22 protein-coding genes are annotated in these 19,717 nt (G+C 68.1%); 8 read left to right on the plus strand and 14 right to left on the minus strand.

Annotated features, from left to right (window positions below):
* The 3 genes from GORHZ_RS13930 to GORHZ_RS13940 form a co-directional block, all read right to left on the minus strand.
* Positions 1-611: DUF4328 domain-containing protein (locus GORHZ_RS13930; RefSeq protein WP_169330670.1), on the minus strand; the 611-nt coding region annotated here is incomplete at its 3' end.
* 254 nt (positions 612-865) lie between these two features.
* Complete coding sequence (locus GORHZ_RS13935) at positions 866-1,195, minus strand: rhodanese-like domain-containing protein (protein ID WP_006334028.1); 330 nt, start codon at positions 1,193-1,195, stop codon at positions 866-868.
* Between the two features lie 454 nt (positions 1,196-1,649).
* Positions 1,650-2,498: a S49 family peptidase gene (locus GORHZ_RS13940; protein ID WP_040531949.1), complete on the minus strand. Its 849-nt coding sequence runs from the start codon at positions 2,496-2,498 to the stop codon at positions 1,650-1,652.
* A 44-nt stretch (positions 2,499-2,542) separates the two neighbouring features.
* Between GORHZ_RS13940 and GORHZ_RS13945 the strand changes: the two genes are divergently transcribed.
* Entirely contained in the window at positions 2,543-3,295 is a 753-nt protein-coding gene (locus GORHZ_RS13945; RefSeq protein WP_006334033.1) for a VOC family protein, read from the plus strand.
* A gap of 9 nt (positions 3,296-3,304) precedes the next feature.
* Here the strand turns inward: GORHZ_RS13945 and GORHZ_RS13950 are convergent, their stop codons facing one another.
* A complete protein-coding gene (locus GORHZ_RS13950; protein WP_006334035.1) occupies positions 3,305-4,369 on the minus strand; it encodes a winged helix DNA-binding domain-containing protein in 1,065 nt (354 codons plus the stop codon).
* Between the two features lies 1 nt (position 4,370).
* The gene (gene msrA, locus GORHZ_RS13955; RefSeq protein WP_006334037.1) at positions 4,371-5,075 is read right to left on the minus strand and encodes a peptide-methionine (S)-S-oxide reductase MsrA; all 705 of its coding nucleotides are present in this window, start codon (positions 5,073-5,075) and stop codon (positions 4,371-4,373) included.
* A gap of 521 nt (positions 5,076-5,596) precedes the next feature.
* Between msrA and GORHZ_RS13960 the strand changes: the two genes are divergently transcribed.
* Positions 5,597-6,226, plus strand: a complete 630-nt coding sequence (locus GORHZ_RS13960) for a superoxide dismutase (protein ID WP_006334039.1) — start codon at positions 5,597-5,599, stop codon at positions 6,224-6,226.
* A gap of 67 nt (positions 6,227-6,293) precedes the next feature.
* On the opposite strand, the gene GORHZ_RS13965 is transcribed toward GORHZ_RS13960, so the two are convergent.
* Both GORHZ_RS13965 and GORHZ_RS13970 read right to left on the minus strand, forming a co-directional pair.
* Positions 6,294-7,043 carry an energy-coupling factor transporter transmembrane component T family protein gene (locus GORHZ_RS13965; protein ID WP_006334040.1) on the minus strand — a complete coding sequence of 250 codons (750 nt, stop codon included), beginning with the start codon at positions 7,041-7,043 and terminating at the stop codon, positions 6,294-6,296.
* Complete coding sequence (locus GORHZ_RS13970) at positions 7,040-9,130, minus strand: ABC transporter ATP-binding protein (RefSeq protein ID WP_040531951.1); 2,091 nt, start codon at positions 9,128-9,130, stop codon at positions 7,040-7,042. Before GORHZ_RS13970 ends, GORHZ_RS13965 begins: the two co-directional genes overlap by 4 nt.
* A gap of 244 nt (positions 9,131-9,374) precedes the next feature.
* On the opposite strand from GORHZ_RS13970, the gene GORHZ_RS13975 reads away from it, so the two are divergent.
* The 3 genes from GORHZ_RS13975 (at position 9,375) to GORHZ_RS13985 (ending at position 11,600) form a co-directional block, all read left to right on the plus strand.
* A complete protein-coding gene (locus GORHZ_RS13975) occupies positions 9,375-9,899 on the plus strand; it encodes a hypothetical protein (protein WP_006334042.1) in 525 nt (174 codons plus the stop codon).
* A 114-nt stretch (positions 9,900-10,013) separates the two neighbouring features.
* Positions 10,014-10,730, plus strand: a complete 717-nt coding sequence (locus GORHZ_RS13980) for a TMEM165/GDT1 family protein (protein WP_006334043.1) — start codon at positions 10,014-10,016, stop codon at positions 10,728-10,730.
* 108 nt (positions 10,731-10,838) lie between these two features.
* The gene (locus GORHZ_RS13985) at positions 10,839-11,600 is read left to right on the plus strand and encodes an SDR family NAD(P)-dependent oxidoreductase (protein WP_006334044.1); all 762 of its coding nucleotides are present in this window, start codon (positions 10,839-10,841) and stop codon (positions 11,598-11,600) included.
* Positions 11,601-11,633: 33 nt separating this feature from the next.
* On the opposite strand, the gene GORHZ_RS13990 is transcribed toward GORHZ_RS13985, so the two are convergent.
* From GORHZ_RS13990 to GORHZ_RS14010, 5 genes are all read right to left on the minus strand, one after another.
* Positions 11,634-12,740: an MAB_1171c family putative transporter gene (locus tag GORHZ_RS13990; protein ID WP_006334050.1), complete on the minus strand. Its 1,107-nt coding sequence runs from the start codon at positions 12,738-12,740 to the stop codon at positions 11,634-11,636.
* A 15-nt stretch (positions 12,741-12,755) separates the two neighbouring features.
* On the minus strand, positions 12,756-13,265 hold the full coding sequence (locus tag GORHZ_RS13995) for a hypothetical protein (RefSeq protein ID WP_006334051.1): 510 nt from the start codon (positions 13,263-13,265) through the stop codon (positions 12,756-12,758).
* 30 nt (positions 13,266-13,295) lie between these two features.
* Positions 13,296-13,871: a helix-turn-helix transcriptional regulator gene (locus tag GORHZ_RS14000; RefSeq protein ID WP_040531957.1), complete on the minus strand. Its 576-nt coding sequence runs from the start codon at positions 13,869-13,871 to the stop codon at positions 13,296-13,298.
* Between the two features lie 115 nt (positions 13,872-13,986).
* Complete coding sequence (locus GORHZ_RS14005; RefSeq protein WP_157205182.1) at positions 13,987-14,448, minus strand: hypothetical protein; 462 nt, start codon at positions 14,446-14,448, stop codon at positions 13,987-13,989.
* A 194-nt stretch (positions 14,449-14,642) separates the two neighbouring features.
* Positions 14,643-14,951: a hypothetical protein gene (locus GORHZ_RS14010; protein ID WP_157205183.1), complete on the minus strand. Its 309-nt coding sequence runs from the start codon at positions 14,949-14,951 to the stop codon at positions 14,643-14,645.
* A gap of 124 nt (positions 14,952-15,075) precedes the next feature.
* Here GORHZ_RS14010 and GORHZ_RS14015 point away from each other — a divergent pair, with 124 nt between their 5' ends.
* The gene (locus GORHZ_RS14015) at positions 15,076-15,489 is read left to right on the plus strand and encodes a hypothetical protein (protein ID WP_006334053.1); all 414 of its coding nucleotides are present in this window, start codon (positions 15,076-15,078) and stop codon (positions 15,487-15,489) included.
* Between the two features lie 109 nt (positions 15,490-15,598).
* On the opposite strand, the gene GORHZ_RS14020 is transcribed toward GORHZ_RS14015, so the two are convergent.
* Positions 15,599-17,257: a TM0106 family RecB-like putative nuclease gene (locus tag GORHZ_RS14020; protein WP_006334054.1), complete on the minus strand. Its 1,659-nt coding sequence runs from the start codon at positions 17,255-17,257 to the stop codon at positions 15,599-15,601.
* 181 nt (positions 17,258-17,438) lie between these two features.
* Here GORHZ_RS14020 and GORHZ_RS14025 point away from each other — a divergent pair, with 181 nt between their 5' ends.
* Positions 17,439-18,131: a DUF6474 family protein gene (locus tag GORHZ_RS14025; RefSeq protein ID WP_006334055.1), complete on the plus strand. Its 693-nt coding sequence runs from the start codon at positions 17,439-17,441 to the stop codon at positions 18,129-18,131.
* Positions 18,132-18,231: 100 nt separating this feature from the next.
* The gene (locus GORHZ_RS30045) at positions 18,232-18,870 is read left to right on the plus strand and encodes a histone H1-like repetitive region-containing protein (RefSeq protein WP_083877301.1); all 639 of its coding nucleotides are present in this window, start codon (positions 18,232-18,234) and stop codon (positions 18,868-18,870) included.
* A 9-nt stretch (positions 18,871-18,879) separates the two neighbouring features.
* On the opposite strand, the gene GORHZ_RS14035 is transcribed toward GORHZ_RS30045, so the two are convergent.
* Positions 18,880-19,716, minus strand: a complete 837-nt coding sequence (locus GORHZ_RS14035; protein ID WP_006334057.1) for an alpha/beta fold hydrolase — start codon at positions 19,714-19,716, stop codon at positions 18,880-18,882.
* Position 19,717: the final 1 nt, after the last annotated feature.

The following is a 19,717-nucleotide window of genomic DNA, read 5'->3' on the forward strand; positions in this document are numbered from 1 at the left end:
ACACGGAACGCGACCGCCACCAGCGCCACGACGTTGACGATCACCCACGCCACCCATAACCGCGCCAGCCGCTGCCTGGTGACCCCGACGTCGAGATCGTCATGCATGGCGGCGGCCTCCCGCAGCAGCAGACCGGCACCGACGACGTTGACCAGTGGGACCGCCGCGAGGATCGCGACGAGCCAGCGCCGACGGGGATCGGCGAGTCCGTGCCGGCCGTAGGCCTCGATGCGCAGATGAATGACCCAGCGCGCGAAGAGGACCGAGGCGTAGGCGAACGCGGCCAGGGCGGCGAGCCCGCCGACGATGACGAAGAACCCGGTGGTCCGCTCCAGCCAGCCCGGGACCGGCGTGGACCTGTTGACGACCAGCAGGACATAGCGGGCCAGGTGTGCCACCGCCGCGACCGCGAGGGTGACCGCGAGCAGCCGCAACGCGAAGGACAGGACATCCGCGCGCGTTCGCACACTGGTGCGGGAGTCCTCCTCGGCAGCCACCGGGGCGTCGCGCAGCCCCCAGCGCGGCAGGTAGACGTAACGCGGAATGGGCCGCGGTCCCAGCGGAGCCGCCGACCGTCGGGCCGGGATCGCCTCGGGTGGCCGTCGCGCCACCCAGCGCACATGCCGGCTGCGATACAGCCGGGCGCTGCGTGGACCGCCGGGAGCCGGAGACGGTGAGGGCGGGCGGGCAGGCGGATGAGCAGGCGGCACAGCCGCACCGGCCGAAGGCGCAGGCGTTTGCGGTCCGGACGCACGGATCAGATCCGAGTCGACGACATCGAGCGGTCCACCGCATCGCGGGCAGCGCTCGCGGCCCGGTCGATGCGGCGCCTGAATCCGGCAGCGCGGGCAGAGATCGATCATGCCTACCCGAGACCGCCCGCCTCGACCGGCTTACCGTTCTCGATCCACGCGAGGATGCCGCCTCGCACGCAGCTGCCCTCGAAACCCATCTGATCGAGATACTGCAGCAGCCGCATCGAGCGGCCACTCGAGTGGCACATGACCAGCAGATCGGCGTCGAGATCGATCTCGTCGATCCGCGCCGGAACCTCGCCGAGCGGGATGTGCAGCGCGCCGCGCACGTGGCCGGCGGCCCACTCGTCCCGCTCGCGGACGTCGAGCAGGACCCGGTCGACCTGATCGGTGAAGTCGTCCGGAAGCTCCGTCACCGGCACCTGTCGGATATCGCCCATGCTCACCAATCCATGGTGGCACAGCTCCACGAGCCCGGGCACGACTGTGGACAAGTGCCCGGCCCGGCATCTGGAGTTGACACCCGAGGATCCACCGAATCGAGCACTATGATGACCTGCATACATCTATCCACATGCCGGTTTGACAACCGGCCGCTCCAGATGCGCGCACTCACCATCAACCTGTGGATGAGACTGTGGAAACTGTGGACGAACGATCGCCCAAATCGGACACGGGTGTGACCGCCATCACCTACCATGTGACGCCCGTCACCGATCTGATGCACTTCTGATGCAGAGTGTTCAGCACAGTGCAGATGGGTGCCACAGTCGCCGCGTCCTGTGGAATCCTTTCGCAACCTGTGGATAACTTGGGGAAGATTGTGCAGAACCTCTGCCGAGGCCCCCCGCGGGAGGGTCCCGACGGGATGTCCTCAGGGCGGCGGGCCCGCCGTCAGCGCAGGCGCGTCACGACACCGCGGTCCATCGCCGCGATCGCCGCGGTGACCGCGCTCTCCACCACCGAACTGGTGGTCAACTGTCCCCCGGTGATCCGGCTGAGCAGAGGTTTGGGAGCCTCGATCAGGGTGATCTCGGCGTCCGGGTAGCGCTCGGCGATGACCGACCGCATGACGCCGATACCGTCGACGAGGCCGACCTCGGCGGCCCGGCTGCCGACCCAGACATCGCCGCTGAACAACTCGTCGTCGGGCCCGGTGAGCTGCTTGCCCCGGCGCTGCCGCACCCAGGTGATGAACGCCTGATGGAGCTCGGCCTGCAGGCCCAGAATCCACTCGACGTCCTCGGGACGTTCCGGGGAGAAGGCGTCGAGGCGGGCCTTGTTGTCCCCGGATGTGTACAGACGCCGCTCGACACCCAACCGGGCCAGCACATCGGCCAAACCGAATCCCGACGACACCACGCCGATCGACCCCACGATCGAGGTGTGCGCGGCGAAGATCTCGTCGGCCGCGCAGGCGATCCAGTAGCCTCCGGACGCCGCGATGTCCTCGCAGAAGGCGAGCACCGGGACGGCTTTCTCCGCGGCGAGCTGGCGGATGCGTTCGGCGATGTATTCCGACTGGGCCGGTGAGCCGCCCGGCGAATTGATCATGACGACGACCGCTTTGACGTGTTCGGTCTCGAAGGCCCGTTTCAGGATCGGTTCGACCGACTCGATGGTGAGGCCGTGACGACCGGTCGGAGCGGTACCGATCACCCCGTCGAGGTGGACCACGGCCACCCGGTCCGGAAGCGGATGCCGCATACGCTTGGCCAGCTTCTTCCACGGTCGACGGTTCATATCGCCGAGTGTAATGGTCGCCGTCGACCCCCTAGACTTTCCGCGTGCACATCCGGTGGCTCACCGCATCCCTCGACTTCCCCTCGGATCAGTTCGGCGCCGAGGTCACGTTCTGGCGCGCCATCTCCGGCAGTACCGTGTCCCCGCCCCACGGTCGCAAGCGTGAGTTCGCCTCGCTCGAACCGTTCAACGGCGACCCGCACCTGCGGGTCCAGCGGGTCGACACCGGGCCGGGTGGGCTGCATCTCGACCTGCACGTCGACGATCCGCGGGATGCGGCGACGACGGCGATCTCGTTGGGGGCCAGCGTGGTTCGTGATGCCGCGGGACTCGGCCACGTCACCATGCGGTCACCGGCCGGTTTCGGATTCTGTCTCGTCGACTGGCAGGGTGAGTCGAGACGGTCGCGACCCATTCGGTGGCCGGGCGACACCATCAGCATCATCGATCAGGTCTGCATCGACGTCCCGGCCGCGCTCTACGACCGCGAGACGGTGTTCTGGGCGGGACTCACCGGTCGGCCCACCGAACCGACCAGCCGACCCGAACTCACGTGGCTACGGCGCGATCCGTCGCTTGCGATCGGTATTCTCCTGCAGCGCAAGGGCGCCGACGACGATTCCACGACGGCGAGCGGGCATCTCGACATGGCGTGCAGCAATGTCCCCGACGAGGTCGCCCGGCACGAGGACTGGGGTGCGCGGGTTGTCGACCGGTTCCCCAACTGGACGGTCATGGCCGATCCGGTGGGTCGGCGTTACTGCATCACCCGCCGCAACCCCCGCACCGGGCGGTGAGCCGCGACATCACTTCGTGCAGAACTCTTGCAACCGTTGGGTTTCCGCGTCGAGGTCGGCGCGCACAGCGCGCGTTGGATCGATCATCAAGGTGGTCTCGACCTGCCCGTCGGCGATGCGCCAGGTGCCGGCGAGGCGGCCGTCGACGAGCACCAAACCGGGCATTCTCCCGTTCGGGGTGGCCAGTGCCCGGTATCGGTCGTCGTCGGCGATCCGTCGTCGATCGGCTTGTGCGACGACGACATTGTCGTAGGGGGCGAGCAGCCGCACCGGCGCCGGAATGTCCTCGTCGACGATGTCGAGGCCGTCTAGATCGAACAGTTCCTCACCGTCGGGCCCCGTCATGGTGACGAGCTCCCAGTCGTCGACCATCGCCTGCACGACCCGACCCAGACCGGTGAGACCCGACCAGGTCCCGATGCCTTTCAGGGTGGCCGGCCCGAACCCTCGCAGATAGAGGCGGATGAGGTCTTTGCGGGCCTCGTCACCGGCCACCGCCGGCTCACCCGGTCCGGCCCAGTCGTCGAAGAGCCGATAGGTGGGCGCGGCCTTCCCCCGCCAGAGCCCGCGCGGGGGTATCTGCACCAACGGAAGGCCGCAGCGGGCGATGCCGACAAGGGCCGCGGGCGGATCGTCGGGATGGCGCGCACCGAGCGCGCGGCCGAGTTCGCTCGACGACAACGCGCGCCCGGACAGCAACTCGGCCGCGTCGTCGAGGACCGCTGCCGTCGTCGACCCCGTCAATTTCCGGGCGTGGAGCGCCATCTCGGCGGCCAGCACCGGCGCGGCGACCGGCCGTATCCACCGGGCGTCCTCGGTGTCGACGAGGAACACCGTCGAGCGCAGCAGGGCGATCCGCACGACCTCTCGCTCCGTGAGCAGGTCGTCGAGTTCGGCGGGATCGAAATCCGTTATTCGCGAACACAATCCGTAGAATGGCGCTTTCGGTTCCTGAGCCTGCAGTCCGACGCAGCGGTCGAGGACCTCGATGGCGTCGTCGTCGACGCGGCGCAGCAGGTGTTGCCGGTGCAGGACGGTCCGGTTCCACCGTCCCGCGGTGATCCGGTCGACCACCTCAGGCCGCGGGATAGTGCAGGCCGGTCGCCGCATGACAACGGTAGCCGTGCGGGTTCTTCGCGAGGTACTGCTGGTGATAGTCCTCGGCATGGTAGAAGTGCCCGTCGCCGGCCTCGGCGAGTGGTGTGATCTCGGTCGCGATCGGACCCAGCCCGGCGTCGGCGAGGACCTGCCCGAACTTCCCGGCGGTCCGTCGGGCGAGATCGGCGTCGGCCGGCGACAGCGTGAAGATGGCCGACCGATACTGCGTACCGATGTCGTTGCCCTGCGCCATCTCCTGGGTCGGATCGTGGGTCTCCCAGAAGATCTTCAGGATGCCCTCGAGGTCGAGCACCGCCGGGTCGAAGACCACCAGCACCGATTCGGTGTGTCCGGTCCGCGCTGTGCACACCTCCTCGTACGACGGATTCGGCGTATAGCCACCCGCATAGCCGACCGCGGTGGTGTGGACACCCGGAACCTGCCAGAAGATCTCCTCGACACCCCAGAAACAGCCGCCGGCGAGCACGACGGCGGCGAGATCGGCACCGAAGTCACCGATTCCGTTGCCGTCGGGATCGGTGACACCCCGCATCGGGTGGTGCAGGACGATGTTCTCGTCCGCGACCCGGACCGGGGTCGCGCGCCCCGGCAGGGCCTGCTCGGCGGCGATCATCCGACGCTTGTGCGATTGGGCGGAAAAAAGCTGGTCGAGCCACGACATGGGGCAATCCTACGCGTGGCGCGATGTCCTCGGGTTGAACGATTTCCGACGGTCTGCCTATCATGTGCCACACACAACGGCCTGTGACCACAGTCACTGGCCTCAGTGACTCATCGCTGTTGGATGAAGCGCCGCCCGGATGCGGCAGAAAGTCGCGATCAACGACGACGCGCGATCAACGACGACGAAGGGTTTCCATGTCATCACACGCGAGTACCCATCTCCTCCGCGTTTCGAGTCGGAGGCAGAACGCCCCGCGTGTCAGCTATGACGTCCGGTCCGCCTGTGTCTGGACCGCCCTCAGCATCATCGGACTCATCGCCGTGCTCGTCGTGTTGATCATGATCTGAGGCCGCCATCGCGGCGGCCGGAGTGTTCACCTGCACTTGACCACGATTCCTCACGTGTTGTTGCATTCCCCCATGCCGTGCGGAAGGGTGGAAGTACCCGCGTGACCGACGTCGAACGTCTGTTTTGTCACGCGCGCAGTGAGAACGAGCAACACCTCAGAGAGGAATACCGTGGCCGAATACACCTTGCCGGATCTCCCCTATGACTATGCGGCACTCGAACCGCATATCTCCGGCAGGATCATGGAGCTCCATCACGACAAGCACCACGCCACCTACGTGAAGGGCGCCAACGACACCCTCGAGAAGCTGGCCGCGGCCCGCGAGGACGGCACCATCGCCGGTAAGGTCTACGGGCTCTCGGCGACCCTGTCCTTCCACCTCGGTGGGCACACCAACCACTCGATCTTCTGGAAGAACCTGTCCCCCAACGGTGGTGACAAGCCCGAGGGTGACCTGGCGGCGGCGATCGACGACCAGTTCGGCGGCTTCGACAAGTTCCAGGCGCACTTCACCGCGGCCGCCACCACCCTGCAGGGCAGCGGTTGGGCGATCCTCGGCTACGACACCATCGGCAAGAACCTGGTGATCCTGCAGCTTACCGACCAGAGCGGCAACATCCCCGCGGCGATCATCCCGGTCGTCATGCTCGACATGTGGGAGCACGCCTTCTACCTCGACTACCAGAACGTCAAGCCGGACTACGTCAAGGCGTGGTGGAACGTGGTGAACTGGGCCGACGCCGCCGAGCGCTTCGCGACCGCGTCGTCGCAGGGCGCCGGGCTCATCGTCCCCGCCTGATCGACCGGTTCCCCATCGACGAGGTTGCCGTGTCGCCCGATCACCGGGCGACACGGCATTCTTTGTCTCACAGCAGGATCGTCACGACCACCGCGGCCACGCAGGCCACACCGACCACCGTCAGCACCACCGCGTCGACTCGCCGGGGACGCGACGGATAGGCGGTGAGCCGGCCGGTGCCGCCGCGGGCGGTGATGGCCTCGGCCATCTCCGCGCTGCGCCGCAGGGCGCTCGACATCGCGGCCGTGATCATGTCCACAACGCCCATCTCTGCCGCCGGGTGCCCCGACCGTGCGGGCGCCGACGGGCGCAGTCGGTGCGCCGCACGCAGCATGCGGAGTTCCTCGATGAGCAGCGGTAGGCCCCTCAGGCACAACGCGATCGCCACCGCCCATTCATCGACGGGCAACCGCAGCACCCGCAACGGACGCATCAATGCGGCGATCGCCGGGGCGATCTCGGCCATCGGGGTCGTCCAGATCACCAGGATCGAACTCGCGATCAGCACCAGTCCCAGGGTGACCGCACGCAGGTAGACGACGAGCGCCGGCGGCCCGAAGGTCAGATTCAGGGCACCGCCGGCGACGATCAGACCCCAGAACCACCAGGGCGGACGGGGGATGGCGCCGATCGGGATACCCGCGGTGATCGCGGTCACCAACACGACCACCGCGACCAGGCCGAGCGCGGGCCACGACGGCAACACCCAGGTCATCACCCCGAGCGCGAGGACGACGAGGAGTTTGGTGCCCGCCCACAGCCTGTGTACGAACGAGTCTCCGGGCACCTGCCGGAGCGGAACCGTGTGCATCGTCATTCGCCCCACCCCCGTGACGCCAGATCGGTCTGTTGTGCCGGATCGTCCTGTTGTCGCAGAACGGTTCTCGTCGGCGGTCCGGGGCGCGGCGGTGGCGGCGTGACCGATCCGTTCGTCAACTGCACCCGCCGGCTGACCACGCCCTCGAGTTCGGCGAGGTCATGGGAGATGATGACGATGGTCATCCCGTCGGCCCGCAACCGGGCCAGCAGCGCGACGATCTCGGCGCGAGCGTACGGGTCGACGCCGGCCAGCGGTTCGTCGAGGACCAGGACCTTCGCCCGGCGGGCGACGAGGCCCGCGAGGACCACCCGGCGCATCTGGCCGCCGCTGAGCGAGTCGATCTGACGTGCGGCGATCGCCCGGGGCAGACCGACGAGTTCGAGGACCCGCGCCACCTCGGCGGTGCCGACCTCGACGCCGCCTGCGGCCATGATCTCGTCGGAGACCGTCTGTTTCTGCAACTGCAACCGCGCATGCTGGAACGCCAGCGCCACCTCGCCGACATGGTCGGTGACCGGCTTGCCGGACAGGGTCGCCGAACCCGTCGTCGGCGCGAGCAGCCCCGCCATGATCCAGGCCAGCGTGGTCTTGCCCGACCCGTTGCCGCCGACGATGAGCAGGCCCTCACCCCGGTGGACGGTGAGGTCGACGTCGTGCACCGCTTCGACCTGCCATGGCGATCCCGGGAGGTAGGTGTATCCGACCTGGTCGAGGACCAGCAGCGGTTCGCCACCCGGTGCCCGGTGTCCGGCGACCGGGGCCGGTAGCGCGGCGCCCGGCGGCTCGTCGTCGCGGTCGGAGGCCCTGACCCAGTGCGGGGTCTCGGGCATCACCCGTCCGTGGTCGAGGTGGATGACGCGGTCGGCCGCGGCGGCTTCCGCACCGCGGTGGGTGATCAGCACGACGGCCACGCCGCGGCGGCGCGGCAGATCCGCGAGCAGCGTCAGCAACTCGGTGCGACCGTCCGGATCGACCATCGACGTCACCTCGTCGGCGATCAGCAGAGCGGGATCCCGGGCGAGCGCGGCCGCCACCGCCAGCCGCTGCTGCTGTCCGCCGGACAGATCCGACGTTTCCCGCTCACCGAGACCGTCCAGCCCGACCTCGGCGAGCAGTGCCTCCACGTCGACCTCAACGCCCGGCGGCAGACCCCAGACCACATCGTCGGCGACCCGTGACCCGAGCATCTGGGTCTCCGGTCGCTGCATCACCAGCGCGGTGCCGCCGTGGCGGCCCAGTCCCGCGGCCCCGGGCCGGGTGACGGTGCCCGAGTTCGGGGCCCGCCCGGCCATGACCTTCACCAGCGTCGATTTGCCGGACCCGTTGGCGCCGACCACCGCCACGAACTCGCCGGCGCGCACGGTCAGGTCGATGTCACTGAGCACCCACGGCCCGTCCGGCCGATACCGGAACCCGACCTTCGACAGGGTCAGCGGTAGGGGCGCGACCGCGTCGTCGACGCCGACGCGTCCGGCATCGAGGGTGTCCTCGGCGGGGACGTCGGCGAGCCGGTTGATCACCCCGCCGAGCAGCCACCAGGCGACCGCCAACGACAGGGCCGCCCCGACGGTGCCCGAGACCCACACCCAGATCCACCAGTAGTCGACCATGCTGTCACCCAGCGACCGCACGGTGTCGGCGGCCGACGTCAGCGATTCCACCTCGGCGAGCAGATTCGCCAACCCGCCGACCGTGTTGTGCAGCGCTTCGAGCGTCAAGTTGCGCAGCGGCACCAGAATCCACAGGATCAGCACCGACACCCCGCCGATCAGCGGAGCCGCGACCAGTCCGGTCAGCGCGATGGACGCGCCGCCGCGCCCGCGCCGTTTCGTGTTGCCGACGAGACCACCGATCAACGCCGACCCGACGACGCTGAATGCGGCTGCGGTCCCGGCCATGGCGAAGCTGACACCGGTGGCCGCCACCGACGCCGCGATCAGCGCCCGCGGGCGGGTACGCGCCGCGACCAGCGCCAACGGCACGGGAGCGACCAGGCCGACGGCCGAGGCGAGCGGGATCACCGCGGCCACCACGATGGCTGCGACGGTCAGGCCACCGAAGATCGCGACCGACGCCATCTCCATCGGACGCAATGGACCCGTAGTTCTCACCCCATCCAGTGTGCCTTCTGTCCGATTCCGGACCGGCGGCCCAGCCGACAGAATGGGTTACATCGTGTAAACGAACCGTCACAACACCCGTGTTCGAGTTGTCAGCGACCGGCCTCGGGAGGATTCTTTTTCCACAGGCTTCGCACGCTCCACGCGAAGCCGCTGTGGGAGACATGCGCAGTGGGAGACATGCCCTGTGGCAGAGGGGAGTCCAACGATGACGTCGTCCATCCCGATCGGCCTGACACCGTTCCAGCACGGGGGTCACCTCAACGGGATTCTGATCTCGGGGCGTTGGCCCTCCTCGACGCTGGAGTGGACCCAGACGCTGGTCGCCTCGGTCCGCATCGCATGCCGGCCCGGCTTCCTCCCGACCACCACCATCTTCGGTGTCGTCGAGGAGCGCCCCGACGACACCGACACCGACGCCGTGGGCATGATGGTCGCGGTGGGCAACGTCGTCGACGACAGCTTCATCGAGGCCGGCCGTTTCCTGAGCAATCCGCCCGCCCTCGTCATGCTGCACCCGCCGTCACAGACCCGTCCCTCCCTGCCGGAGTGCTCGCAGGTGGCGTCGGGCTGTGTGCTACTGCCGGGGCTGCCGGAACTCGGCCTCGAGCACCGGGCCGGATGGGCGGAGGCCGAGGCCGACGGCACGGTGGTGACCCTGCGCAACCAGGTCGGCATCGACCCCAACGCCGACCCGGACACCGCGGTCCTCGCGATGCTGCTGGCAGCCTGACCTGCGGCGTCGGAGTTAGGGCGCCCAAACTTATTGTTTTGTGGCCCCTACCTGCGGAAATACGGCCAGTCGACGAGTTGCACGCTCGAGTGTGGGCACCCTAACCTGAGTGTCATGATCGCTGCCCTGTTGCTGAGTTTCGGCGTGATCTTCGTCGCCGAACTCGGCGACAAGTCACAGCTGATGGCCATGACCTACGCCCTGCGCTACCGCTGGTGGGTGGTGTTGACCGCCATCACCGTCGCCACCGCCGCCGTGCACGCGGTGTCCGTGTTCTTCGGTCACTTCCTCGGCATGTCCATCCCGTCGGATCTGATGTCGATCCTGGCCGGGCTGGCCATGCTGGTGTTCGGGCTGTGGACGATCCGGGGTGATCATCTCGACGACGACGAAACCACCCGCGCCGACCGCGTCGGCAAGTCGGTGTTCCTGGCGGTCATGTCGTCGTTCTTCCTCGCCGAGCTCGGCGACAAGACGATGCTCGCCACCATCACGCTGGCGACCGACGGCGACTGGCTCGGGATCTGGATCGGGTCGACGATCGGCATGGTCGCGGCAGACGCGCTGGCCATCGCCGTCGGGGCACTGCTCGGCAGGCACCTGCCCGAACGCATCATCGCGCGCGGCGCTGCGGCACTGTTCTTCGGGTTCGGGGCGTGGCTGTTGTGGGAGGGCCTCGTCGGCGCCGCACCGGTCACGGTGATCTCCACGCTGACCGCGGCGGTGGTGCTGCTCGGGGTCGGCGCGGCCTACCTCCGGCATCTGCGCCGCACCGCGGCGATGACACCGCCCACCGATCGCGACGAGGAAACCCGAACGATCGCTCGGTGATCTCGAGGGCTGCGCGGGACCGCCCACATCGGCCTGACTAGGGTGATCGGTGACACCGGTCCCCCCGCCGGTCAGTTCGATCCCTGTGCACCCCGAAAGGACTCCCTCATGGACGTTTCCGGATCTGCCGTTCTGGTCACCGGCGCCGCCTCCGGCCTCGGCGCGGCGACCGCCATGCGCTTCGCCGCCGCCGGCGCGGACGTGTACGGCATCGACCTGCAGCCCTCGGTCAACAAAGCCGAGAAGTTGCCCGGGGTGACCCTGCTGCCCGCCGACGTCACGAGCGAGATCGAGGTCAAGGCGGCGATCGACACGATCTCCGACACCGGGACCCCGCTGCGTGTCGCCGTCAACTGTGCCGGGGTCGGCTGGGCCGCCCGCATCCTCGGCAAGGAGGGGCCGCACGATCTCGGGCTCTTCCAGAAGATCATCAACATCAACCTGGTCGGCACCTTCAACGTGATGCGTCTGGCCGCCGCGCAGATCTCGACCGAGTCGACCGTTGACGCCGACGGGCAGCGCGGCGTGATCATCAACACCGCATCGGTGGCGGCATTCGAGGGGCAGATCGGTCAGATCGCGTACGCCGCATCCAAGGGCGGCGTACATGCGATGACGATCTCGGCGGCGCGTGACCTCGCCCGCGTGGGCATCCGGGTGTGCACCATCGCGCCCGGCACCATCAAGACCCCGATGCTCGCGGGAGTCACGCCCGAGTTCCAGAAGACGCTGGCCTCGGCGATCCCGTTCCCGCCGCGTCTCGGTGAGCCCGAGGAGTATGCCCAGCTCGCCGAGTTCATCGTCGAGCACAACTACCTCAACGGCGAGACGATCCGCATGGACGGCGCGATCCGGATGGCCCCACGCTGAGCTGACCGTCCTTCCCGACTCGTTCGGGTCTCGTCAGCGGCTGTGCGCAGGCTGCTGTGCGACGGCTCTGGACAGCTGCAGAAGGGGTACGGCGTCGGCATCGAGGTCGGCGCCGTCCCCGGGGACGAGGTCTCGCACCGCACCTCGCGGTGGCTGTCCGTCGCGGTAGTCGGCGACGGCCGACCGGAGCATGACGACGCGGTCGTGTTCGTCGGCGGTCGCGAAATCCTCCGGGACACCGGGGCTGAGCTGGGTCAACGCATCCCGGATCTCGACGACCCGGCGGTGGAACATCATCGTCGGCGGAACCGGACCGTCGGGGGGCAGGACGACCTCCGGCACCGCGGAGGTGACGAGTTCCCACAGCGGGACGAGTTCGGCGGCATCGTGACGGTGGCGGCGACGGGCCCGCAGCCCGTACCAGCGGGCATGCAGCATCGGGTAGCTGATACCGACCAGGAATGCGACGACCCCGAAGACCGAACAGATCCGGCTGGCGGTGAGCAGCCAGGGGAAGTCGAAGAGCCTGGTGACCCCACCGACCACGAACAGGATCTGCAGCAGTGAGCTGACCGCGAGGAGGGTGAGCCCACCGAGGAGCAGACCGAGAGACACGCGCAGATACCCGTCGGCCAGTTCCAGAAAACGTCTGATGCTGCGGACACACACGATGAAGCCGTAGGCCAGGTAGCCGCTGGCGATCAGGACGAACGTCGCGTAGGCGACGTTGCGGACGGTCCACTGCGACAGGGACTCCAAACGCAGGTCGATCGGGATGACGAGCATCGTCACCTGCAGACCGATCAGCGCCACGACCAGCGGAATCGCCTCGTACTCCGCACGGCGCTCACGGGTCGTCGAACGGCCCGGGAAGAAGAAGACGACGATCAGCGCCGCCACACCCAGCGCGAGCAACGCGTAGAACAGCACCCGTTGGGCACCGGTGAACAGCGCGGTATTGAGGGCGTCGGCGACGTTGTCATTGGATACGACGAAGGCGAGGGTGATCGCGGCGATCGCGACCGTCATCGCCACCGCCTGCAGCCCGCCGCCCTCGCGACGGATCTGTTCCAGCCGCCAGGCCAGCGCCGCGGCGAAGACCACCGCGGCGAGCACATTGACCACGCCGACCACGATCACGCCGAAATCACCCCGTCACATCCAGCCCTTGTGCCCACCCAGCAACCGTTGAATCCCGCGCAGGTCGGCGTTGTCCGATGTGGCACCGACGGTAGCACTGGCCTCCCCGGCCCAACTCAGAATCATCGACGCGAGCATCTCGGCCTCCCACTCGCGGTCGTCGGAGTAGCAGGTGCGGCGTAGCGCGGCATCGGAATCCTCCTCCGACGGTCCGGCCAGCGCCGCGGCCGAGACCGCGCCAAGCATCTGATGACCGGCGATCAGGTGGCCGAACTCGTGGACGATGATCTGGTCCTGGTGCAGCTTGGATGTGTTCGCCTGGTAGAAGAAGTAATCCGCGTCGGAGGCGGCGAGCCAGACCCCGTTGGGCATCCCGGCGGGCAATGGATGCGCGATCAGACGGATCGGACGTCCACGACGCTCACCGTAGCGGTCGCACAACTGGTGGACGTCGAGCGGCAGATCGAGATCGAGACCCCGCAGGGTCTCCCGGACGAGAGCACGCAACGCACGTCGATCACGCATCAGGTACCGGTCCCGGAGCGATGCGGTCGATCAGTCTTTGGAGGTCTGTCCGCCGACAACCCGGAGATGTCCCTCGTCGGATGCCGGATCGGCGAACCCGGCGGCGGCGATGTCCGGCGGATCCTTCGGCAGACCCTGCTGTTCGCGCAGGACCTTGATGAGTTCGTTGACGACGGTGACCGAGTCACTGGACAGACCGGCCAACCGGAATGCGGCCAACTGCACGTCGGTGTCGGCCTGCAGGCGCATGAGGTCGATCTCGTCGCGCGTTCGTTGCGCGGCCCGATCTTCCAGGAAGTAATGCACGTCGACGCCGAATGCGGCCGCGATACCCTCGACGGTGCGGAACGACGGCGACTTCGCCTTACCCGAGCGCAACTGGCTCAGATAGGACTCACCGAGCCGGAACCCCCGCTCGGTGGAACGAGCCGCAATCGCCTTCGCGCTGTACGCGCGCCCGTTGGGCCCGGGTATCGTACGGAACAGCTCCTCCAGGCGACGCGCAAACAACCCTGGGTCCAGCGTCTCGGCCCCTGCAGCCCCCGAAGTCCCGGACTCGGCGCGACGACCGGCATCCCCCACGCCATCCGTCCCTCGTGCAGTCATTCTTCTCCCCGTCGATACCAAAACTTGAACTTGCAAACATTAAAGACCGGGTTGCATCGACCATGCAATGCTGAACGCGTTGGGTAACCTACCCTACGGTCCACCTCCAAGCGCTTCACCTGTACCAATACAGTAACGATCGCCTAGTGTGGCGTTGTTCACACTCGATCGTAAAGAACGTGCGATCGGACAAATCCGAGTTTACCGGAGCATGAACTCTAAACAACAATGTCAGTACGGCATTTCCGCAGAAGTTAACCCGGTAGGAGCCCATGAAGCACCGCGCGCCCCGACAATCGTCACCGCGCTCCCGCGGCAGCGCGCTGGCGGTTGTCATGGCGATCATCGCCACCGTCGTTCTCGCGATCGGCGCCGGCGCCGCTCTGTCCTCCCCGGAGAACGCGGCAGGTAATGCGGCCACCGCCGGCCAGGGCTCCTCGAACGGCAACCAGGGCAACGGCGGCGACAACGGCTCCGACAACAACAACGGCGTCGACGACGACTTCGGCAACAGCAACGGCAACGGCGGGACGACCGGCAACCAAGGCAACAGCGACAGCACCGGATCGAACGGCAACCAGGCAACAGCGACAGCACCGGATCGAACGGCAACCAAGGCAACAGCGGCGACAACGGCTCCGACAACAACAACGGCGTCGACGACGACTTCGGCAACAGCAACGGCAACGGCAACGGTTCTGACGACGAGACGACCACCCCCACCACCGACACAACCCCGACGAGCGACACCACCACGGCGACCACCACGACTCAGACGAGCGATACCACCTCCTCGACCAAAACGACTACGACGACTCGGACGAGCGACACCACCACCACCAAGACCAGCGACACCACCACCACCAAGACCAGCGACACCACCACCACCAAGACCAGCGACACCACCGACACCACCACTAAGACCAGCGACACCACAGGCACCAGCGACACCACCACCAAGACCAGCGAAACCACAGGCACCAGCGACACCACCAAGACCAGCGACACCACGAACTCCAGCAGCACGACGCAAACGAGCACATCCACCGCGACCTCGACTGGCGGGTCGGGACCGGTCATCGGCGTTCCGCCCGGACCCTGGACGTTTTCCCCGCCACCCTTGACGACTGGCGACGGTCCGTCGGGCGGTCCGTCCGGTTCGGGGTCCGGCGGTGCCCCCGGAACCGACAACGGCGAGGTGCCCATGGCACCGGAGAGCGCGGGTGTGCCCGACACCGGTCCGGGCGCCGCGAACAACCCGGGCGGCACTGGCAACAACACGGCTCAGGGGACGTCGGGTTCATCGACGGGTGGCGCCGCCAACGGCGTGGCCGGCCTCGGCGGCGCGGGTGGCAACGGATCGTCCGAATCGTCGTCGGCCGCGACCTCCGACGACTCGGACTCGAACGCTGCCCAGGGCGCGCCCGGCGCGAACACCCCTGGCTCGAACACCCCGGATGACATCACCCAGGCCGCTCCACCGGTCCCGGACAGCATTCTCACCGCGACCAAGAAGATCCTCGTGGGTCTGGCCCCCGGTGCTCTGCTCCTCCTCGGTGCAGTCGCGTTGCTCGGCAGTGGATCGTTCCTCGACGCGCTGCGCTCCTTCCGGCAGTGACTACGCGCCCGAACCGGGCTCGTGAGTCGAAAGAGGTTGCCGCCGGCTGCGCCGATCGCGACAATCCGCAACCCCGATCCGGGCGGCACCCGGGAGTTGTCCCTGTGACTCAGTCGCGGTGACGGAACCCGAGCACTTGATCCTCGTGCGGCACCTCGTCCTTGGCCCGGGTGTCGATCCATTCGCGGAGCACCTTGGTGGCCCGCACATCGTCCTCGTTGTACTCGAACAACCGCTGCCGCTGGGCGAGATCGGTGACCGCACCGCCGTGGCCGACCGCCTCGCGGTACCAGTCCATCGACGCCTCGCCGCTCGCCTCGGCATCGCGCCAGGTGAACCCCGCCACGGGTGCGATCTTCTTGAGACCTTTGCCGTTCGGGCAGATGAAATTGGTGCTGACGGCCTCGTAGATGTCCACCCATTCGTCAGAGGCGATGAAGGCTTCCACCTCGCTCACCGCCGGGATGCCGGGTTCCCCCGCGAACCGTTTGGCCGATCCGAGCAGCCACCGGTTCTCGGCTTGCTGCGAATAGCAGTACGCCGCAAAGGTTTTGCCCGCCGCGCGGGTGGCCTCCCGCTCGGCGGACAGCCAGCCCCAGAATTCCGCGAACGATCTCGCCTCGTCGCGGGTCGGCAGGGGTTCCCAGGTGACGAACGCGCGATACCGCACCGGTCGTGACGCGTCGGTTCGGTCGGTGAGCAGCGTGCCCCACAGATAGGCGCCGAGTTCGCCGTAGCTCTCCATGTCGACGTCCACCTCGACATCCGCCCGCACGACGGCGGGTTCGGGCAGTCGCCGCACGAGCGGGGTGCCGGTGAGCCAGGCGATCGCGTTGACGACCGTGTCCTCGAACCGGGCGTTGCTCGGCCATTCGGGCGGCGGATCGCCGCGGTAGTGCGCCAACTGGTCGATACTGGTGATCCCGGCCTCGGTGAGCACCGAGCTCTGGTGGCCTCCCACGACCAGGCTGACGTCGCGCCGTGCCTCGAGTTCCGGTCCGCAGCGCGTCCACCACGGGCAGCTGCGGCACTCTCCGATCCGCCGGGGTGTGGTCGCGACATGCTGCCCGGCGATGGCTTCTCGGCGCGTGAAGACTTCGGCATAGTCCTCGAGGAGCGTCGCCATCTCGTAGACGACGATGCAGTCGGCGTCGAGGCCGATCGCTCCGGCACGCAGCTGCGCCGGATCGGTCGATGTGGCGAGGTCGAGGTCGAGCAGCATCGTCGTCAGCTGGGCCAGACGGAGCTGATCGCGCCGGTGGTTTCGGCCGTTGCGCGACGGATCGGGAGCGGGCACCCAGGCCCAGACCGGGCTGGTGAGGGCCGAGCCGCCGTTGGGGACCGTGTCGTTGCGATGGGGCTTGGCCGGGTAGCTGACCCGATGATTCACGACGATGACCGGCAGATAGCCCGCGCCGTCACGGATGAGCAGCTCCGCATGTCCTCGTCGACCCCGATCCCGGTCGATGGGCAGCGTCGCGTTCCAGATCCAGGCGGCCTCGTCGGCGCAGGCTGCGAGCGTCTGCGCGACGCGCGTCGCGTGATCGGCCCGCGCGTCGACGATGACGACAGTGCCCGGTGGCTGGTCGCTGTGCAGGCCACGCACCATCTCACGGACGGCGGCCCGATGGTGTTCGGCGGCCTCTTTGCGGCGCTGCGCCTCCGGCGTGTCGGAACGAGACCGCATCAGACCGGGATGACTGTGGTCGAGGGCGAGGCGGTGTTCGCAACCGGCGAGGTCGCGCGGGTGCAACACCACTGCCGCCACAACCCCGTCCTTTCGGGAGTCACCTCACATCGACACCTCGCCGACGCTGAGCCGACCGCGCGCGCGGTCAACGCCTTCGAGCCTATGTAATGCTTGTACCAACGCATGCACGGCGCTCGGCGTTTCGGCACTCTGCGCCGCTCGAGCTCGATGGCACCACAGTATGGAGGTAGGTCCTCAGATGGGATTGTTCTCGTCCGACAAGACGACCCGTGCCCAGCGCAAAGCGGAGATGAAAGCCGCGAAGGCCAGGGCGAAGCTGGAGGCCAAACTCGACGCGAAGTCGAGGAAGAAGTCGCACAAGAGCCGCCGTCGCGACGAACGCAAGCTCCGCAAAACCGAGTACAAGGAGCAGCGCAAGACACTCAAGGCCACCGCCAAGGCCCAGGAGAAGGTCTCTCGGGCCGAAGCCAAGGCCATCGCGGCGAAGGCCAAGGCAGACGCCGATGCCAAGGCGTTCAGTCCGGTGAGCGTTCGCCGCTATCTGACGGTCGCCCGACTGCTGTCCCCGATCGTCGTCCCGCTGGCCTACCGGACCGCGGTCGCGGCGCGCGGACAGGTCACCGCGTTGCAGGCCTCGCGCGCCGGGGTCTCGCCCGACGCCCTGCGCCAGTACTCCGGTCACGGGGCGGCCCTGTCGGCGCGGATCAGTGCCTCGCGATCGGCGTTGCGGAAGGTCGCCAACCAGGACTCGTCGTCGGATTCCGCGGAGTTCGTCGCGGCGATGACGAGCCGACTCGACAATCTCGCGGTGGCCGTCGACGCCGCCGAGGTCATGCCCGCGGGCCAGCGCCGGACCGCACACGGGTCCATCGACGCCGAGCTCGCGGCCATCGACGCGGACGTCCTGGCCCGCCTCGGCGTGCAGGCCTGACCGGGCGCTTGGTCTCGGCCGCTTCACGGCTCCGGTGGCGCGCATCCTAGGATGGCTCGATACGGCAGCACCGATTGACCACGCAAGGGGGCGTGAGCACATGACCGAACCCGGACCAGGCGACACTCCGGACCCCTCCGCGGCGGACGGCGCCGACGCCACGCCCGCCGAGCCGGCACCCGTGAAGAAGGCCGGGGCGAAGAAGGCAGCCGCCAAGAAGACCCCGGCCAAGAAAGCCGCCGCAAAGAAGGTGCCCGCGAAAAAGGCCGCAGCGAAAAAAGCTCCCGCGAAAAAAGCTCCCGCGAAAAAGGCTCCGGTGAAAAAGGCTCCGGTGAAAAAGGCCGCGGCCAAGAAACCCCCGGCCAAGAAGGCTCCCGCAAAGAAAGCGCCCGCGAAGAAGGTCCCGCCCACCGCCGACCAGCCGACGGATTCCACCGCCCCGACCACGCCCACCGCCCCGGCCGCATCCAAACCGCCGACCTCCAAGCCCACGGTGAAGAAGACGTCCACCGGCCCGGCCGGTCGGGCGTCCACCGCGCCGAGCGCCCCGTCGCAGCGACCCTCACCCGCGGTCGTCGACGTCGTCGCCGAGGCCGATGCGCAGCAGGCGACCTTCAACCAGCTCCGCAGCGGCTTGCCGACCGAGGCGGAGCACACCAATCGGACCGTGCCGATCGCGGTGGCCGGCGCCCTCGGGCTCCTGGTGATCCTGATCGCGATCCTGCGTCGCCGGCGCTGACGACCCGGGTCATCCCCCGATACGGTCGATGATCGCGGCGGCGACGTCTGAGGGGTTCTTCTCCAGCAACCAGTGGTCGGCGCCGCGGATGACGCGGAACTCGTAGGGGCCTCTGACCCAACCTGCGGTCAGCCGGGCGGCGGGCCACCCGAGGTACGCGTCGTCGTCGCTCCACACGAATGTGGTGGGGACGGCGACGGGTGGGATGCGTTCACCCCGGAGCGAAAAAGGCATGCCCCGATACCAATTCAGCGCTCCGGGCAGTGCGCCGGAGATGACGATGTCGTCATGGAGCCGAGAGGAGAACCGCTCCGGGAGCCCCATACGGCCCAGGGCCGCACTCCCCGGACGAAAACTCCTCGCCAACAAGAACTCCGGGACGGCCGGCAGGGCGAAGAACGCCATGTACCACGAGCGCAGCAACTGCCCACGCGGCATCGCCTGCACGAACGCCGCCGGGTGCGGCGTCGAGATCGCGGTGAGGGTGCGAACCCGATCGGGATGACGCGCCGCCGCGGTCCAGGCGGCGGACCCGCCCCAATCGTGACCGACCAGATCGACTCGATCGACGCCGAGCGCATCGACCAGGGCGATGACGTCGCCGGCGAGCTCACCGAGCCGGTAGTCGCGGCGCCGGGGCGGCCGGGCCCGCGGCGAATAGCCGCGCTGGTCGGGGGCGATCGTACGAAATCCCTTGTCGTGCAACAGCGGTGCGACCAGTTCCCAAGCCGTGGCGCGCTGCGGGAAGCCGTGCAGAAGGACCACCGGTGGACCGTCGATCGGCCCGTCGTCGAGGACGTCGAACACCAGGTCGCCGTTGGCGAACTCGGTCAGCCGCTCCGTCATC

Origin of the sequence: Gordonia rhizosphera NBRC 16068 (genome assembly GCF_000298195.1) — a bacterium.
Taxonomy (GTDB): Bacteria; Actinomycetota; Actinomycetes; order Mycobacteriales; family Mycobacteriaceae; genus Gordonia; species Gordonia rhizosphera.

Coding starts and splice junctions, on each gene's coding strand:
- GORHZ_RS13975 (WP_006334042.1), top strand. CDS start 9,375: ATGACGTCGTCCATCCCGATCGGCCTGACACCGTTCCAGCACGGGGGT.
- GORHZ_RS13940 (WP_040531949.1), bottom strand. CDS start 2,498: ATGAACCGTCGACCGTGGAAGAAGCTGGCCAAGCGTATGCGGCATCCG.
- GORHZ_RS13985 (WP_006334044.1), top strand. CDS start 10,839: ATGGACGTTTCCGGATCTGCCGTTCTGGTCACCGGCGCCGCCTCCGGC.
- GORHZ_RS13970 (WP_040531951.1), bottom strand. CDS start 9,130: ATGGAGATGGCGTCGGTCGCGATCTTCGGTGGCCTGACCGTCGCAGCC.
- GORHZ_RS14035 (WP_006334057.1), bottom strand. CDS start 19,716: ATGACGGAGCGGCTGACCGAGTTCGCCAACGGCGACCTGGTGTTCGAC.
- GORHZ_RS14015 (WP_006334053.1), top strand. CDS start 15,076: ATGGCACCGGAGAGCGCGGGTGTGCCCGACACCGGTCCGGGCGCCGCG.
- msrA (WP_006334037.1), bottom strand. CDS start 5,075: ATGTCGTGGCTCGACCAGCTTTTTTCCGCCCAATCGCACAAGCGTCGG.
- GORHZ_RS13935 (WP_006334028.1), bottom strand. CDS start 1,195: ATGGGCGATATCCGACAGGTGCCGGTGACGGAGCTTCCGGACGACTTC.
- GORHZ_RS13965 (WP_006334040.1), bottom strand. CDS start 7,043: ATGACGATGCACACGGTTCCGCTCCGGCAGGTGCCCGGAGACTCGTTC.
- GORHZ_RS13980 (WP_006334043.1), top strand. CDS start 10,014: ATGATCGCTGCCCTGTTGCTGAGTTTCGGCGTGATCTTCGTCGCCGAA.
- GORHZ_RS14010 (WP_157205183.1), bottom strand. CDS start 14,951: ATGACCGGTCCCGACCCGCCAGTCGAGGTCGCGGTGGATGTGCTCGTT.
- GORHZ_RS14025 (WP_006334055.1), top strand. CDS start 17,439: ATGGGATTGTTCTCGTCCGACAAGACGACCCGTGCCCAGCGCAAAGCG.
- GORHZ_RS13995 (WP_006334051.1), bottom strand. CDS start 13,265: ATGCGTGATCGACGTGCGTTGCGTGCTCTCGTCCGGGAGACCCTGCGG.
- GORHZ_RS30045 (WP_083877301.1), top strand. CDS start 18,232: ATGACCGAACCCGGACCAGGCGACACTCCGGACCCCTCCGCGGCGGAC.
- GORHZ_RS14000 (WP_040531957.1), bottom strand. CDS start 13,871: ATGACTGCACGAGGGACGGATGGCGTGGGGGATGCCGGTCGTCGCGCC.